Genomic DNA, 14,658 nt, shown 5'->3' on the forward strand with positions numbered 1-14,658 from the left:
GAGTATAAATGCGTGCAGGAATCGCCCGCGACGGGGCGGCGCGACCGGGCCGGTTAGGAGAGTTCCTCGATGCGCGCACAGACGGCGTCGGCGTACTCGCTGGTGGCGAGTTTCGTGCCGCCCTCGATCTGCCGGTGGAGGTCGTAGGTGACTTCGCCGGCGGAGATGGTCGTCTCGACGGCGTCACGGATCAGGTCGGCGGCGTCGTCCCAGCCGAGCTGTTCGAGCATGATCCGACCCGAGAGGATCATCGCCGTGGGGTTGACCTTGTCCTCGCCGGCGTACTTCGGCGCGGAGCCGTGGACGGGCTCGGCGAGCACGCGGCCGTCGCCGAGGTTCGCGCCCGGCGCGATGCCGAGGCCACCGATCTGGGCCCCCGCGGCGTCCGAGAGGTAGTCGCCGTTCAGGTTCGGCATCGCCAGCACGTCGTACTGCTCGGTCCGCGTCAGGAGCTGCTGGAGCATGTTGTCCGCGATGCGGTCCTTGACGACGACTGCCCCCTCGGGGGCCTCGCCGTCGTACTCCTCCCAGAGGGTGTCCTCGGTGATGACCTCGTCGCCGTACTCCTCCGCGGCGAGTTCGTAACCCCAGTCGCGGAAGGCCGCCTCGGTGAACTTCATGATGTTGCCCTTGTGGACCAGCGTCACCGAGTCGCGGTCGTTCTCGATGGCGTAGTCGATGGCCTCCCGGATCAGACGCTTGCTCCCGAACTCCGAGATGGGTTTGATCCCGATGCCGACCGGGCCGTCGTGGATGACGCCCGTCTCGCCCATCTCCTCCTCGACGAACTCCCGGACCTGCTCGACCTCGTCGGTGCCGGCCTCCCACTCGATGCCGGCGTACACGTCCTCGGTGTTCTCCCGGAAGTTGACCATATCCATCTTCTCGGGGTTTTTCACCGGCGAGGGGACGCCCTCGAGGTGGTAGGTCGGGCGGACGTTCGCGTACAGGTCGAGTCGCTTCCGGAGGGCGACGTTCAGCGAGCGGAAGCCGGAACCGACGGGCGTCGTCAGCGGCCCCTTGATCGCGACGCGGTGTTCGCGGATGGCCTCGACCGTCTCGTCGGGCAGGTTCTCGTCGTAGCGCTCGCGCGCGGACTCGCCGGCGTAGAGGCGCATCCACTCGATTGAGCGTCCCGTCGCCTCGGCGGCGGCGTCGAGTACCTGCTGGGCGGCCGGGGCGACGTCGGTGCCGATGCCATCCCCGTAGATGATCGGGATGATCGGGTTCGACGGTACGGCGAGTTCGCCGGTGTCCTCGTCGACGGTGATCGCGTTTCCGTCGTCGGGAACCTCGACGTTGTCGTAGCTCATATCGTCGCGCAGTTCACCGACCAGCGTGAAAGAACTGCCGTTATTCCGGAACCCCCCGGTCGGACAGGCGAGGGTAAAATCCGTCTCCCTGCCCTCCATCGACCATGCGCGTCATCCACGGCGGCGCGGGCGTCCCCCCGACGACCCCGCGCGGCGCTCCTCGCCGACGCCGCGGACGGGAGCCGCGTCGACGCCGGCTGTATGACCAGCGACCGCACCGTCGGCGCCGCCGCCGAGCGGACGGCGCCACATCGAGGCGTTCGAGGACGCGACGGGGTCGACGGCGGGGCTGATCGTCCGTGACGACGTCGGCGTCGGGAGCGCGTTCAACAGCGCGTCGATGCAGGTGCGGGTCGCCGAAGCGTGACGGCGCCGCGGCCGCCGATGCCGCAACCTCTTTCCCCGACTCGGGTCAATAGCGGCCATGAGCGTTGGATCCCTCGACGAGGAGACCGTCGAGAAGTATCGCCGAGCCGGCGAGGCGTTGCGTACCGTCCTCGACGAGGCGGCCGAGATGATCGAACCGGGCGTCACCCACCTCGAAGTCGCGGAACACGCCGAGGACCGGATCGACGAGTTGGCCGACGGCCCCGCGTTCCCCGTCAACATCAGCGTCGACGAGGAGGCCAGCCACTCGACGCCCGGCCGCGACGACGACGCGGAGTTCGGCGAGGAGATGGTCTGTCTCGACGTAGGCGTCCACGTCGACGGCTACATCGCCGACGCCGCGACGACGGTCGACCTCTCGGGCAACCCCGAACTCGTGGAGGCCGCCGAGGAGGCGCTCGACGTCGCCGTCGACGCCGTCGCCCCGGGCGTGGACACGGGGACGATCGGCGCCGAGATCGAGGAGGTGATCCGGGGGTACGGCTACACGCCCGTCCTCAACCTCTCCGGCCACGGCGTCGAGCAGTGGGACGCCCACACGGGGCCGAGCGTTCCCAACCGCGGCGTCGACCACGGGGCCGAACTCGCTGTCGGCGACGTGATCGCCATCGAACCGTTCGCCACCGACGGCCGCGGCAAGGTGCGCGAGGGGAACAAGGAGGAGATCTACGGCTTGGAACGGGAGCGGTCGGTCCGCAACCGACAGGCCCGGCAGATCCTCGAGACGATCACCGAGGAGTACCGCACCCTCCCCTTCGCCGCCCGGTGGTTCGACGCCCCCCGCACGGAGATGGCGCTCCGCCGACTCAAACAGCAGGACGTCGTCCACGGCTATCCCGTGTTGAAGGAGGAAGCGGGGCGTCTCGTCAGTCAGGCCGAACACACCCTCGTCGTCACCGAGGACGGGTGCGAAGTAACGACCGCCTAGGCGTCGTTCATCCGCTGGATCGATTCCGCCTCGCAGACCGCACAGACCGCGACCCGATACGGTTCCCGTGAGAACGCGGCGTTCGCCGAGGCTGGGTTCTCCGTTCGTATCTCCACCCTGACCGTGTGTCTGGTCTCTCGGCCGCAGTCAGGACACAGTTCGTGGTTAGTGTCTGGGTCCGGTCGTTTCGCCTTCATCGATACCCCCTTTCGGTGCCGTTCGCATAAGCCCCGCACTCGGTTAACCCGGATTAAACCAGGTTAATCCGGCCTCAGCCGGATTTTCACCCGTGAGAATCAATCGCTGTCGGACGGGCGTCACACGGGGGCACCGTCCCGCGGCGTCCCGGCATCCCGTCGCGTGGCGGGCGGTATATACGGCTGGACGACCCCGCGACCACATGGAGCAACTGTTCGCGCCGTGGCGCATCGAGTGGGTGACCCGCGACGACGCCGACGCCGACGCCGTCGACGGCTGTCCGTTCTGTGTCCTCCCCGAGCGCGACGACCACCGGGAGAACCTGATCGTCGCCCGGAGCGACCACGCCTTCGTCGTCCTGAACAACTACCCGTACAACCCGGGCCACGCCATGGTGGTCCCGGACCGACACGACGGGGACTACCGCGCGCTCGACGCGGACGAACTGCTGGATCACGCCCGCCTCAAACAGCGCACCGTCGACGCCATGGAGGCGGCTTTCGACCCCGACGCGTTCAACATGGGCCTCAACCTCGGCGGCGGCCCGGCCGGCGGCTCCATCGACGACCACGTTCACACACACGTCGTTCCGCGGTGGGACGGTGACACCAACTTCATGCCCGTCGTCGCGGACACGAAGGTTATCGTCGAGGCGGTAGCCGATACCTACGACCGCCTCCACGCGGCCTTCGCCGCGCAGCCCGACGCCACCGTCCCCGGTGACGAGCGGGCGGTCTCGCTCGAACTCGTGGATTAGATCGAGTCGAAAACTCGCTTCTACGTCACTAATGACACCGCTTATGTGGGTCTGGATCCTCGGTGGAGTCACATGCCAGGGGACCGCGCCGCGTTCCTGAAGGCGTCGTGGGTCAACGTCGTCTCGAACGTCCTCAAGATCGTCGTCGAGGGGGTTCTCGGCGTCCTCTCGGGGAGCCTCGCGCTCATGGCCGACGCCGCCCACTCGGTCGCCGACCTCCTGGCGAGCGCCGTCGTCCTCGTCTGGGGCCGATTCGTCTACGACGACCCCGACGCCTCCCATCCGCATGGTCACGAACGGTTCGAACCCCTCTCTGCCCTCTTCGTCGGTGGCGTGCTCGTCCTCCTCGGACTGAAACTCCTCTACGACTCCGGGAACGCCCTCCTCACCGGCCCCAGCGCCGAGTACAGCACCATCCTGGTGGTCGGCCTCCTCTTCGCCCTCGTCGACCGCTACGCCTGCTACTGGTACACCTGCCTAGTGAACCGGGACGTCGAGTCGCCGAGCCTGCGGGCGCTCGCGGCCGACAGCAAGAACGACATCTACACCACGCTCGCCGCCTTCGCCGGCGTCGCCGGCATGGCGCTCGGCTACCCCATCTTCGACCCGCTGGCCGGCGGTCTCGTGAGCCTCCTCGTCATCTATCAGGGGGTCGATATCTCGCGGGAGAACATCCGCTATCTCTCGGACGGCGCGCCCCCGGCCGAGGACCGCGAGCGGATCGAGGAGGCGATCCGTTCACACCCCGAGGTGCGTGGCGTCCACGACTTCGTCGCCTACTACTCCGGGCACGTGATCGAAGTCGAGTTCCACGCCGAGATCGACGGCGACCACTCCCTCGCCGCCGCCCACGACATCGAGACGGAGCTCCGGGACCGGGTCCGCGAGATCGAACCCGTCTCCGACGTGCACGTCCACCTCGACCCCGCCGGCCTCGGCGAGTGGAAAGACGCCTCCGAGCGCTCGTCGGCGTCGACGACTCCTCCCTAGTACGGGAGCGTCTCCGTCACCCAGTCGTAGTGGTCGCGGAGCGACCGTTCGCCCGCCTCGGTGAGTTCGTAGCGGTCGTGAATGCCGTCGACCGTCTTTTCGAGGTGGCCCGTGTCGGTCAGCGTCTCCAGCGCGCCGTAGAAGGTCGAGGGCTCGACCCGTTCGCCGTAGCGCGACTCCAGGGCCGCCTTGCACTCCTGTGCCGTCGGCGACCCCTCTCTCGCGACGATCACACAGATGTCCCGACGGAGGCCGCTCCGGAGCCACTTCATGTCGGTCGACCGAAGACGTACATCGTCTCGTGAGCGGTGATCTCCACCTCGACCCGGTCGCCGGGTTCGATCCCGTACTCGTCGGCGTTCCGGACGATCACCTGTCGGTAGGCGCCGTCGCGGCACTTCACCGAGTCGCCGGTGCCCGGCCGGACCGCGAGCACCTCGTGGCGCTCGCCGACCATCGACGCGTGGATCTCGCCGACCACCTCGCGTTTCAGCTCCGACATCGCCTTCGAACGCTCCTTCTTGATCGTCCCGCCCAGACCCTTCATCTCGGCGGCGTCGGTCCCCGGCCGCTTCGAGAAGCGGGTGACGTTGATCTTCTCCGGGCGGATCCGTGCCAGGAGTTCCATGCTCCGCTCGTGGTCGGTCTCCGTCTCGGTGGGGAAGCCGACGATGAAGTCCGTCGAGAGCGTCCAGCGGTCGAGGCGGTCGTCGAAGGTGTCGACCACTTCGAGGAACTCCTCGACCCGGTGTTGGCGGCGCATGTCCGCGAGCACGTCGTCCGACCCCGACTGGACGGGCGCGTGCAGGAAGTTGTAGAGCTTCTCGTTGTCGGCGAAGACGTCGGCCAGTTCCTCGCGGACGCCGTGGACGCCCTTCGGGTTGGCCATCCCGACCCGAACCCGGAAGTCGCCCTCGATGTCACAGATCCGGTCGAGGAGTTCGGGCAGGAGGCTCTCACCTTGGTTGCGGTCCCAGCCGTAGACGCCGGTGTCCTGGCCGGTGATGCGGAGTTCCGTCGCGCCCGCGTGGACCAGCGCCCGCGCCTTCTCGACGTTCTCCTCGACCGACGGGGAGTCGAGGCGTCCCGTCGCCCGTTTGGTGATGCAGTACGAGCAGTCGCTCATGCAGCCGCGGGCGATGGGGAGGATGCCGATCACCCCGTCGAGGATCGGTTCGGCGTCCGGCGTGGTGGTGGGACACTCGCCGTTCATCGCCGCCTCGGGCACCTCGTCCCAGTGGACGACCTGGGCGTCGACGCCAGCCTCGGCGAACTCCTCGCCCTGTGCCAGCGCCATACAGCCGGTGACCACGAGGTCGCCCGTCTCGGCTTCGAGTTCTTCGGCCCGCCGGAGCATGTTTCGCTCCGTCTTCTCGACGACCGTACAGGTGTTGAGGATGGCCACGTCGGCGTCGGCCGGGCCGTCGGCGGGATGGTGCCCGCCGTCCCGGAGCCGTCGCTCGATCGATCGGCTCTCGCCCCGGTTGGCCGTACACCCGTACGTCTCGATGTGATAGCGGGCCATTCGCTATCCGGGCTTGCGCCCGCGCGGAGAAAAGCGCGACGGTCCCGCCCGCTTCCAGCGGCCCGAGACGGGAACGGCCGGCGGCCTCACTCGAACCCTTCGACGAGGGCGACGCCCGCGGACGCGCCGATCCGTTTCGCCCCCGCATCGAGCATCGCCCGCGCCCGCTCGGTCGTGTCGATTCCGCCGCTGGCCTTCACCGGGAGGTACTCCGCCAGCAGTTCCACGTCCGCGACGGTCGCCGGTCCGGAAAACCCGGTCCCCGTCTTCAGGTAGTCGGCGTCGGCCGCGACGGCCGCCTCGCCCGCCCGGCGCTTCTCCGCGTCGGTCAACAGCGGCGCCTCGACGATGACCTTCACCGGCACCGGCACCGCCGCCACGAGTTCGGCCAACTCCGCGGTCACCGCGTCGTCGTCGCCGGCCTTCAGGCGCCCGACGTTCACCACCACGTCGAGTTCGTCGGCGCCGGCCTCCCAGGCCGCGACCGCCTCCTCGCGTTTGATCGCCGGCGCGTGCTGTCCGTGGGGGAAGCCGACGACCGTCGCGAGCGTCACGTCGGCCTCGCCTCGCACCTCGCTCACGTAACACGGCGGGACGCAGGCGTTAGTGCCGTACTCGGCCGCCGCCGCGACGACCCCTCGGGCGTCGGCCGGCGTCGTCGCCGGCCCGAGGACGGTGTGGTCGATGCGGGCAGCGAACTCGGCTCGGTCCATACCACCCGTCTCGCGGCGGCGGAGCGTAAGGCTTTCCCGGCGACTCCCCGCCTTCCACTGCATGACGCTGGCGCTGCTCCCCGAGGGCTTTTCCCTCCCGCCGCTCCCCTACCTCCTCGCCCTGCTCGCAGGCCTCGGCGTCGTCGCCGGCCTCCTCGCCCGCCGTCGACCCCCGGTGACCGAACGGCTCGTCCTCGCCGCGACGCCGTGGATGGTCCTCGGCGCCGCCGTCCACGTCCTCTACGCGCTCGAAACGCTCCCCGATCCCCTCCGCCCGCTCGCGGGTACGCCCGCGGTGTATCTCACCGCCGCCGTCCTCGCGGGGGCGACGTGGCTCGTCGCCGACGCGACGGCCCGGGGGACGCCCGCGCTCGTCGGCGGCGTCGGCGCCGCCCTCTTCGTGCCCGTCGTCGCCGCCGTCGTCGCCGTCGGCCTCGCCCGCGACACCCTCCGGATCGGTCCCGCGGTCGGCATCCTCGTCGGCGCCGCCGTCGTCGCCGCCGGCGCGTGGACGCTCATCCGGCGGACGTGGCCCGGCGTGGCGGTCACGGGCCGACTCGGCGCCCTCGCCGTCGCCGGCCACGCCCTCGACGGCGTCTCGACCGCCGTCGGTATCGACCTCCTCGGCTTCACGGAGCGCACCCCCCTCTCCGCGCTCGTCATCGAGTTCGCGGCGTCGCTCCCCACCGCCTCCCTCCTCGGGAGCGGGTGGCTGTTCGTCCTCGTGAAACTCGTCGTCGCGGGCGGGGTGGTGGCCCTCCTCGCCGAGACGGTCCGCGAGGCGCCCACCGAGGGTCGTCTCCTCCTCGGATTCGTCGCCGCCGTGGGACTGGGCCCCGGCGTCCACAACGTCCTGCTGTTTGCGGTCGCCTGACCCCGCTCACCCGCCGTCGAGGAACCGCAGCCGGTAGTCGTAGTACACACCGTCGTCCAGCACCACCCCGCTCCCGGGGTCATCGACGTGAGCGTCCTTCTCCACGTTCCCGTCGAGGTAGGCGCGGGCGTGAAGCCCCGTCAGAACCCTCCGGTAGGCCTCGGAGTACGGATGGGTCTCGCCGTAGCCCTCGCCCTGCGCCTCCTGCAGGATCGACCGTGCCTCGTCCGGGAGGTCCCTCCCCGAGAGCCGTGCGGTGACGAACCGTGCCCGGAGGATCGCCTCCATGTGCTCGGGCGTCTCCGCCACCGGCTCGGCCGTCGCGCGGTAGACCGGTTCGTGGAACCGCTCGCGGTCCACCTCGACGGCGTAGACGGCGTCGCGGTAGGCGACGTGGGTCGGCGCGTCCGTGCCGACGAGGCGACTCGCCTCGGCCCGCTCGGCGTCGCGGTAGACGTAGCCGCCGCGGTCGACCAGCCCGACCGGCATTCCGCCCTCGTTGCCCCGCGCCCGGGCGGCCATGTGGGCGACGTGGACGACGCCCCGGTCCCGCTCGGCCAGGTCGGTGGCGGCCACGGCGTCCGGCGCGTCCGGATCGTCGGCGTCGGCGACCCGCGACAGGCGGAGCACCGGATGGGTGACCGCCGCCTCGTCGACGACGACCGATCCCAGACGGTAGTAGGTCCCCTCGTGGCGGGTGTAGACCGGATCGTCGGGCCGGGCGCCGAACGGGCGCCGGTACTGGGTCGTGTACGCTTCGCCGTCGAGTGCGGCCGCGAAGGCGTCCGCGTCGTCCGGGCGCTCGGTCGTCGCGAAGTCGACCACGTACTCCGAGCGGAGCGGCGTCGAGGTCCGCGAGAGTCGGAGCCGGAGGGTCCGTCCCGAATCGTCGCCGTCGCCGCCGCCGGCCGCGTCGAGACACCCCGCCAAGCCGGCGAGTCCGGCCGCCGTGCCCGCTGCGAGGAAGCGTCGCCGGTCCATGCGGACCGACTCGGATCCGACCCACAAGGAACCACCGGTGACTGATACGGATTATTGTAACTGGTTGCCGGTGGTTCGCCGGACCGTCTCGGCGAACCACCGGTAATGACTTACAATAAACAGTATGAAAGGAACGGTTGACCGACCGTTATCGAACGACCCCGAGGTATTTTCTCCACGGCGCGGCGTGCATCGGTATGGCCATCCAGCCGCACCTGCGTGTCGACGAGGGCGACGTTCACGACGTGGCGCTCCTGCCCGGCGATCCGGGCCGGGTCCAGCGGATCGCCGACCGCTGTGGCGCGGTCGAGGAACTCGCCCACAACCGGGAGTACCGCCTCGTCAACGGCGAGTACGCGGGCGTCCCGCTGACGATCTGTTCGACCGGTGTCGGATCGCCCTCGGCGGCCATCGCCCTGGAGGAACTCGCGGCCGTCGGCGTCGACACCGTCATCCGGCCGGGGACGACCGGGGCGCTCCAGGCCGACATCGAAGTCGGCGACATGGTGGTCGCGACCGGCGCCGCCAAGGAGGAGGGGACGACCAAGCGCTACGAGCGGGTCGAGTACCCCGCCGTCCCGGATTTCGAGGTGGTGCGGGCCCTGACCGACGCCGCCGAGTCGAACGACGAGGCCGTCCACGTCGGCCCCGTCGTCACCGACGACGCCTTCTACGCCGAGACCGACGACTACGTCGCCGACTGGGAGGACGCCGGCCTCCTCGCCGTGGAGATGGAGGCGGCCGCGCTCTTCGCCCTCGCCCGCCGGAAGGGACTCCGGGCGGGCGCGATCTGTACCGTCGACGGCAACCTCGTCGCGGGCACACAGAAGGGGAGCGGTGACGTGAGCGAGGACGAACTCCCGCCGAAGGCCCGGGACAACGTCGCGCGGATGATCGAGTTGGCCCTCGACGCCGCCGCGACGCTCGGCTGACGATGCTGGAGGGGGTGCTCGCCCGTGTCGTCGCCGCCGCCCGCCGCCTCCGGCGGTTCGAACGCCGCGAACTCGCGGCCTTCGGCCGCTGGATCCAGCACACCGGCAACCTCCTCCACCTGACGGTGCTGACCGCGGTCCCCCTGATCATCGGGGTCGTGACGCTCATCTCGAACGCGGTCGCCGAACTCTCCTTTCTGCTCTTCCCGCCGCTCGCCTCGGGAACGTACACCCTCTTTGCCGACCCCGAGGGCCGCTACGCCTCGCCCTGGAAGTTCACCGTCGGCCTCGTCGTGGGCGCGTGCTGTGGGTGGGCGGCCCTCGCCCTCTCGGCGCAGGTGTTCGCCGACACCGCCGCCATCTCCCCCGTCAGCGCCGCCCTCTCCATCTTCCTGACCGGCGCCACGACGTGGCTCCTCGACGTGGAGGAGCCCGCGGCCTTCTCGACGGCGCTGCTCGTCCTCGTCACCGACGACGCCTCCCCCGAGGCGTACGTGGCGAGCGTCGCCGCCGTCGGCGCCCTCGTCGCCGTCGTCTTCTCGGTCTGGCGCTCCCGGTTCTACGAGCGCCGGGCGCAGTACCTCTACGACACCGCACAGGGCGACGACCACGTCCTCGTCCCGATGCGCGGCGACCCCGAGGCCGCCGAGACGACGGCGCTGTTCGGCGCCACCCTCGCCGCCGCTCACGACGCGGGGAAGGTGGTGTTGCTGGGGATCCTCGACGGCGACGACGCCCCCGACGACCCGGCCGACGAACCCGTGGCGACCCGCGAGACCGCCGAGCGGTTGGAGGCGACGGCCGGGACGGTCCGGACGCGACTCGGCGTCCCCTGCGAGGTGGTCGTCGCCCGCGGCCCGCCCGTCCCGACGACCGTCGGCGCGGCGGCGGACGCCAACTGCGACCTGGTGGTCACGCCCCACGAGGAGCGACGGGGACTCCTCTCGCCGTACGTCCAGGGGGTGTTCGAGAGCCGGTACGACGCCGTCGCCTTCCGGCCGACGACGGGGCGCCGCCGCTGGAAGCGCGTGCTCGTGACCGTCTCCCGCCCGGGGGACGTCGCCCACGCGATGCTCGATTTCGCCGCGCGACTCGTCGGCCGGAGCGGGAGCCTGAGCGTCTGTACCTGCATCGACAGCGAGGTGGAGCGACGGCGCGCCGAGTCGCAGCTGGCCGACCTCGCCGAAACCGTCGACGTCGACGTGGAGACGCGGGTGGCCCGAAGCGAGGTCACCGCCTTCATCGGCGCCAACGCCGGCGCGTACGACCTGCTGGTGATCGGCTCCTCCGGCGACCGCTCGCGGGCCTCGCGGCTCGTCTCGCCGCCGACCTTCGAGCGGCTACGGGACGTGGACTGCGACGTGGCGATCGTCGACCGGGGGCGGCCCTAGATCTCGTCGAGCAGGCGACCCGCGATCGCCTCGGTGTCGACGTCCTGGCCGCCGAGCGCCGACTCGACGAGCAGGTGGCCGCCGATGCTCGCGGGACTGATGACCGTATCGGCCCCCGCACGCCGGAGCTTGTCGACGTTCTCGCGCTGGGTCGCCGCGGCGACGACGTGAATCTCGGGGGCGAGGTGACGCGCCGTCAGGATGGCGAACGCGTCGGCCGCGTCGTCGTTCGTCGCCGCGACGACGGCGCGGGCGTCCTCGATGTGGGCCCGCCGGAGCGTCGCCTCGTCGCTGGTGTCGCCGGTGAGCGTGTTGATCCCCCGCTCGCCGAGCGCCCGCGCCTTCTCGGCGTCCGGGACGACGACGAGGAAGGGGGCGTTTCCCTGTAGTTCCTGAATAACCGCCTCGGTCAGGTCGCCGTAACCGAGGACGAGCACGTGATCGTCGAGCAAGTCGAGTTCTGATTGTGTCATCTTTCCGAGTGCCTTGACGAGTCGGGCTTCGATGGCGGGGGTCAGCAGGACGCCGAGCGCGATGGCGAAACTCGCCGTGCCGACGACGAGCGCCGAGATGCCGAACAGCCGTGCCACCGCCGTCCGCGGGACGATATCGCCGTAGCCGACGGTGCTGGAGGTGACGACGGCGAAGTAGACGGCGTCGACGAGCGTCTCGATGCCGCCGAACTCCTCGCGGAGCGCGTACGCGCCGGTGGTGATGTACACCTGTGACCCGCCGAGCGCGAGCAGCGCGGCGAGCTGTGTCGCCGAGAAGTCGACCGAGCGGTCGAAGCGCCGACGGTTGAGCGCGACGGCCGGCAGGGCGAGCACCGACAGCACCACGAGCGGGATGGACGTCTCACTCGCCTGGACGAGCCCCTGGCCCGCCGACACGACGAGCAGGCAGAGCGTCGAGTACCACGCGGCCCGTAGGCCGCGGCGCAGGCCGAGCGCGCTTCCGAGGAGGAGAAAGCCGGTGAGCGTGCCCGTGAACCCGGCGGTCGTCCGCGCCACCGGCGGGACGAAGGGGACGAGCGGGCGGCCGGCGGGCGAGCCCATGTGGACGATGCCGGTGACCATCGAGAGCGCGCCCGCGAGGAGCGTCAATCCCACAGCCGCCTGCACGCCGAGGAACCGATCGCTCCGACTCGCGGCCATGCTTACGCCCTCGCGGACGTGCGTCATAAAGGGCTCGTCGCGGTCACCGCCCGTTAGCGGTTTAGGCCTCGCCGTCGAGTCCCGACCATGGCATCGTTCCCCGTCGAGGTTCTCTTCGGCATCTACCTCGGGGTACTGACCGGCATCGTCCCGGCTCTCGTCTCGTGGGCCTTCGGCTTCATCTTCAAGTACGTGACCGGGGTCACCGTCCCCGCTTTCGGTGTGGTCGTCCTCGCGGTGGCCATCGCCGGCGTCAACGGCGGGTTGCTGGCGCTGAACGACCCGACGTTCACCCAGTCGGCGAACCAGGTCCGGCTGACCGTCGCCGTCGTCGTCGTCCTGATGATCTCGCTGTACGCGCACAACGCCGGCGACAAGATGGGCGCGGAGTTCCCCCGGAAGCTGTCGCTTCGCAAGCTGACCGAGCGTACCCTCTCGACGGACGTCATCGAACTCGCCGGCGGTCGAGGGCAGGTTCGCGTCACCGTCTCCGGCGAGGTCGGCGACATGGAGGGGTATCCGCCCGTCCCGACCGAACTCAGACGCGAACTCCGCGAGTGGTCGGCGGCCTTCCCCGCCGACGTCCCCGTCGTCGAACTGGAGACGCGGGTGACCGACCGCCTCCGAACGGAGTTCGACCTCGCGGACGTGGCCGTGACTCTCGACGAGCGGGCGCGGGCGACGGTAAGCGTCGCGCCCCCGCTCGGCGGCCTCTCGAAACGCATCCCCCCGGGCAAGCGCGCCGTCTCCGTCCCCGGGCTCCTGCCGACCGGCACGGCCCGTGGCGACGAGGCGTCGGTCGTGACGCCCGACCGGACCTACCGGGGGAGCGTCGTGAGCCTGCGGAGCGACCGCGCCCGCGACGCGGCCGCCGGGGCGGTGGCCGGACCCCCCCTCACCGACGCGGCCGCCACGCCCGACGGCGCCGCCGCGCCGTCACCCGCTCCCACCCTCCCCGTCGCCGACGGCGGCGACGGCCGGCTGACGGTCGCCGTCGACGCCGCCGGCACGGAGTCGCTGCTCGCGTCGACCGTCGACCACCTCCTCGTCCGCTCTCGCGGCACTCGCCGCGAGTACGAACTCCTCAGCCTGCTCCGGCAGGCGGGCGACCGCATCCGGAAGGTCACGGTCGGCGACGACGGGCCGGTCGCGGGCCGGACCATCGGCGAAGCGGCGGTGCGGGACACCTACGGCGTGACCGTCCTCGCCGTCCGTCACGAGGGGGACTGGCGGTTCGCGCCCCGCGGCTCACACCCGGTCGCGGTCGGCGACGACCTGTTCGTCGTCGGGAAACCCGACGCACTCGCGGCGTTCCGGGAGGCGGTCGCGTGACGCCGCTTCAGGTGTCGGTCCCGGCGGTGGAGCCGGAGCTAGTGGAGACCGTCTCCCGGCTGCTGGCCTTCGGCGTCGGTGCCGCCCTCCTCGCCGGCGCCGCGGCGCTCGGCTACCGGTGGTATACGAAACTCCGCCTGCCGACCTGGCTGTCGGTCCTGCTGGGGCTCTCGGTGGTCGCCCTCTATCTCAACACCGTCGGCGCGTTCTCCGACCTCCTACGCGGCGAGACGTCCGTCTTCTCGCCCTCGGTCGTGGTGTTCAACGTCCTCGCGCTCGCCGTGGGGGCGGCCGCCGCGCCCGTGGGCCGTCTCGTCGGCGACCGGATCGCCACCGACGTCTTCGCCGTCGCGGGCGTCCGCGAACTCGACGTCGAGGTGAGCCGTATCGTCCGCTCGATGAGCCGCATCACCGACGTGACTCTGCCGGACGACCCGGACGCTATCGCCGACCTGGAGGGGTACGATCCCGTCTCGCCGACGATCAAGGAGACGCTCGCGGGCAAGACGCTCATCTTCCCCCGGCGGCTGACGGTCGCCGACCTGGAGGCCCGACTCGGCACCCGCCTGCAGGACGACTACGACGTGGGACACGTCGACGTGGAGCTGTCGGCCGACGGCACCGTCGAGTATCTCGCGCTCGGGAGCCGGGCGACGGGCATCGGCCCGACGCTCGCGCCGGGAACCGTCGCCGTCGCGGTCCGGGCCGACCCCGCCAACGCCGCCAGCCCCGGCGACCGCGTGCAGGTGTGGCGCACGGATCCGGAACCCAAGCGGCTGTTGACGGCGGAGCTGCGGGCTCACGTCGACGACGTCGCGACCCTCGCCGTCGACGAGGAGGACGCCACCCGCCTCGACGCCACGACCACCTACCGGCTGGTGACGCTCCCCTCGGAACCCCAGGCCGAACGGGAGTTCGCCTCCCTCCTGCGGGCGGCCGAGGAGACGATGTACGTCGTCACGGTCGACGCGGGGAGTGACCTGGTTGGCCGGCCCGTCGACGGCCTCGACGCCACCGTCGTCGCGGTCAAGGCCGTCGACGGCGGGATCGACACGCTCGCTCGGGATCGGCCCCTCGCGCCGGGGGACGAGGTCTACCTCGTGAGCCGGCCGGAGACCTTCCGTCGACTGGAGGCCCGGAGTTCCCCGGACGCGTCCCCGACCGAGACGTAATCCTCTTGCCC

16 protein-coding genes are annotated in these 14,658 nt (G+C 70.8%); 8 read left to right on the plus strand and 8 right to left on the minus strand.

Translation table 11 applies throughout. The annotated features are described in order from the left end of the window. Positions 1-53 precede the first annotated feature (53 nt). Both icd and EI982_RS14735 read right to left on the minus strand, forming a co-directional pair. Positions 54-1,313, minus strand: a complete 1,260-nt coding sequence (gene icd, locus EI982_RS14730) for an isocitrate dehydrogenase (NADP(+)) (protein WP_157690409.1) — start codon at positions 1,311-1,313, stop codon at positions 54-56. A 111-nt stretch (positions 1,314-1,424) separates the two neighbouring features. Continuing rightward, entirely contained in the window at positions 1,425-1,706 is a 282-nt protein-coding gene (locus EI982_RS14735; RefSeq protein WP_157690410.1) for a hypothetical protein, read from the minus strand. Between the two features lie 31 nt (positions 1,707-1,737). Here EI982_RS14735 and map point away from each other — a divergent pair, with 31 nt between their 5' ends. Beyond that, on the plus strand, positions 1,738-2,628 hold the full coding sequence (map, locus tag EI982_RS14740; RefSeq protein WP_157690411.1) for a type II methionyl aminopeptidase: 891 nt from the start codon (positions 1,738-1,740) through the stop codon (positions 2,626-2,628). On the opposite strand, the gene EI982_RS19255 is transcribed toward map, so the two are convergent. Further along, positions 2,625-2,825: a DUF7835 family putative zinc beta-ribbon protein gene (locus tag EI982_RS19255; protein WP_157690412.1), complete on the minus strand. Its 201-nt coding sequence runs from the start codon at positions 2,823-2,825 to the stop codon at positions 2,625-2,627. The two genes, map and EI982_RS19255, sit on opposite strands and share 4 nt — an antisense overlap. A 203-nt stretch (positions 2,826-3,028) precedes the next feature. Here EI982_RS19255 and EI982_RS14750 point away from each other — a divergent pair, with 203 nt between their 5' ends. Next, on the plus strand, positions 3,029-3,583 hold the full coding sequence (locus tag EI982_RS14750) for an HIT family protein (protein WP_157690413.1): 555 nt from the start codon (positions 3,029-3,031) through the stop codon (positions 3,581-3,583). A gap of 72 nt (positions 3,584-3,655) precedes the next feature. Then, a complete protein-coding gene (locus tag EI982_RS14755; RefSeq protein WP_157690414.1) occupies positions 3,656-4,573 on the plus strand; it encodes a cation diffusion facilitator family transporter in 918 nt (305 codons plus the stop codon). Here the strand turns inward: EI982_RS14755 and EI982_RS14760 are convergent. The 3 genes from EI982_RS14760 to deoC form a co-directional block, all read right to left on the minus strand. Beyond that, complete coding sequence (locus EI982_RS14760) at positions 4,570-4,845, minus strand: helix-turn-helix transcriptional regulator (RefSeq protein WP_157690415.1); 276 nt, start codon at positions 4,843-4,845, stop codon at positions 4,570-4,572. The two genes, EI982_RS14755 and EI982_RS14760, sit on opposite strands and share 4 nt — an antisense overlap. Beyond that, the gene (locus EI982_RS14765) at positions 4,842-6,098 is read right to left on the minus strand and encodes a tRNA (N(6)-L-threonylcarbamoyladenosine(37)-C(2))-methylthiotransferase (RefSeq protein ID WP_157690416.1); all 1,257 of its coding nucleotides are present in this window, start codon (positions 6,096-6,098) and stop codon (positions 4,842-4,844) included. Before EI982_RS14765 ends, EI982_RS14760 begins: the two co-directional genes overlap by 4 nt. 86 nt (positions 6,099-6,184) lie before the next feature. After that, positions 6,185-6,811 (minus strand): deoxyribose-phosphate aldolase, encoded by a 627-nt coding sequence (gene deoC / locus EI982_RS14770; RefSeq protein ID WP_157690417.1) that lies wholly within the window; start codon positions 6,809-6,811, stop codon positions 6,185-6,187. A 67-nt stretch (positions 6,812-6,878) separates the two neighbouring features. On the opposite strand from deoC, the gene EI982_RS14775 reads away from it, so the two are divergent. Continuing rightward, a complete protein-coding gene (locus tag EI982_RS14775; RefSeq protein ID WP_157691246.1) occupies positions 6,879-7,685 on the plus strand; it encodes a DUF63 family protein in 807 nt (268 codons plus the stop codon). A gap of 6 nt (positions 7,686-7,691) precedes the next feature. Here the strand turns inward: EI982_RS14775 and EI982_RS14780 are convergent, their stop codons facing one another. Then, positions 7,692-8,666: a hypothetical protein gene (locus EI982_RS14780; RefSeq protein ID WP_157690418.1), complete on the minus strand. Its 975-nt coding sequence runs from the start codon at positions 8,664-8,666 to the stop codon at positions 7,692-7,694. Positions 8,667-8,863: 197 nt separating this feature from the next. Here EI982_RS14780 and EI982_RS14785 point away from each other — a divergent pair, with 197 nt between their 5' ends. Further along, complete coding sequence (locus EI982_RS14785) at positions 8,864-9,598, plus strand: nucleoside phosphorylase (protein ID WP_157690419.1); 735 nt, start codon at positions 8,864-8,866, stop codon at positions 9,596-9,598. Between the two features lie 2 nt (positions 9,599-9,600). After that, the gene (locus EI982_RS14790; protein WP_157690420.1) at positions 9,601-10,989 is read left to right on the plus strand and encodes a universal stress protein; all 1,389 of its coding nucleotides are present in this window, start codon (positions 9,601-9,603) and stop codon (positions 10,987-10,989) included. Here EI982_RS14790 and EI982_RS14795 read toward each other — a convergent pair. Next, positions 10,986-12,143, minus strand: a complete 1,158-nt coding sequence (locus EI982_RS14795) for an NAD-binding protein (protein WP_157690421.1) — start codon at positions 12,141-12,143, stop codon at positions 10,986-10,988. The genes EI982_RS14790 and EI982_RS14795 overlap by 4 nt on opposite strands. An 87-nt stretch (positions 12,144-12,230) precedes the next feature. On the opposite strand from EI982_RS14795, the gene EI982_RS14800 reads away from it, so the two are divergent. Together EI982_RS14800 and EI982_RS14805 are read left to right on the plus strand one after the other, a co-directional pair. Continuing rightward, on the plus strand, positions 12,231-13,475 hold the full coding sequence (locus EI982_RS14800) for a potassium channel family protein (RefSeq protein ID WP_157690422.1): 1,245 nt from the start codon (positions 12,231-12,233) through the stop codon (positions 13,473-13,475). Continuing rightward, positions 13,472-14,647 (plus strand): DUF8167 domain-containing protein, encoded by a 1,176-nt coding sequence (locus tag EI982_RS14805; RefSeq protein ID WP_157690423.1) that lies wholly within the window; start codon positions 13,472-13,474, stop codon positions 14,645-14,647. Before EI982_RS14800 ends, EI982_RS14805 begins: the two co-directional genes overlap by 4 nt. Positions 14,648-14,658 lie beyond the last annotated feature (11 nt).

The sequence above is a fragment of the Haloplanus salinarum genome (genome assembly GCF_009762275.1).
Taxonomy (GTDB): domain Archaea; phylum Halobacteriota; class Halobacteria; order Halobacteriales; family Haloferacaceae; genus Haloplanus; species Haloplanus salinarum.

What these genes read in the sequence shown, in the direction of transcription:
- icd (WP_157690409.1), bottom strand. Translation starts at nt 1,313, where the DNA reads ATGAGCTACGACAACGTCGAGGTTCCCGACGACGGAAACGCGATCACC.
- map (WP_157690411.1), top strand. Translation starts at nt 1,738, where the DNA reads ATGAGCGTTGGATCCCTCGACGAGGAGACCGTCGAGAAGTATCGCCGA.
- EI982_RS19255 (WP_157690412.1), bottom strand. Translation starts at nt 2,825, where the DNA reads ATGAAGGCGAAACGACCGGACCCAGACACTAACCACGAACTGTGTCCT.
- EI982_RS14750 (WP_157690413.1), top strand. Translation starts at nt 3,029, where the DNA reads ATGGAGCAACTGTTCGCGCCGTGGCGCATCGAGTGGGTGACCCGCGAC.
- EI982_RS14755 (WP_157690414.1), top strand. Translation starts at nt 3,656, where the DNA reads ATGCCAGGGGACCGCGCCGCGTTCCTGAAGGCGTCGTGGGTCAACGTC.
- EI982_RS14760 (WP_157690415.1), bottom strand. Translation starts at nt 4,845, where the DNA reads ATGAAGTGGCTCCGGAGCGGCCTCCGTCGGGACATCTGTGTGATCGTC.
- EI982_RS14765 (WP_157690416.1), bottom strand. Translation starts at nt 6,098, where the DNA reads ATGGCCCGCTATCACATCGAGACGTACGGGTGTACGGCCAACCGGGGC.
- deoC (WP_157690417.1), bottom strand. Translation starts at nt 6,811, where the DNA reads ATGGACCGAGCCGAGTTCGCTGCCCGCATCGACCACACCGTCCTCGGG.
- EI982_RS14780 (WP_157690418.1), bottom strand. Translation starts at nt 8,666, where the DNA reads ATGGACCGGCGACGCTTCCTCGCAGCGGGCACGGCGGCCGGACTCGCC.
- EI982_RS14785 (WP_157690419.1), top strand. Translation starts at nt 8,864, where the DNA reads ATGGCCATCCAGCCGCACCTGCGTGTCGACGAGGGCGACGTTCACGAC.
- EI982_RS14790 (WP_157690420.1), top strand. Translation starts at nt 9,601, where the DNA reads ATGCTGGAGGGGGTGCTCGCCCGTGTCGTCGCCGCCGCCCGCCGCCTC.
- EI982_RS14795 (WP_157690421.1), bottom strand. Translation starts at nt 12,143, where the DNA reads ATGGCCGCGAGTCGGAGCGATCGGTTCCTCGGCGTGCAGGCGGCTGTG.
- EI982_RS14800 (WP_157690422.1), top strand. Translation starts at nt 12,231, where the DNA reads ATGGCATCGTTCCCCGTCGAGGTTCTCTTCGGCATCTACCTCGGGGTA.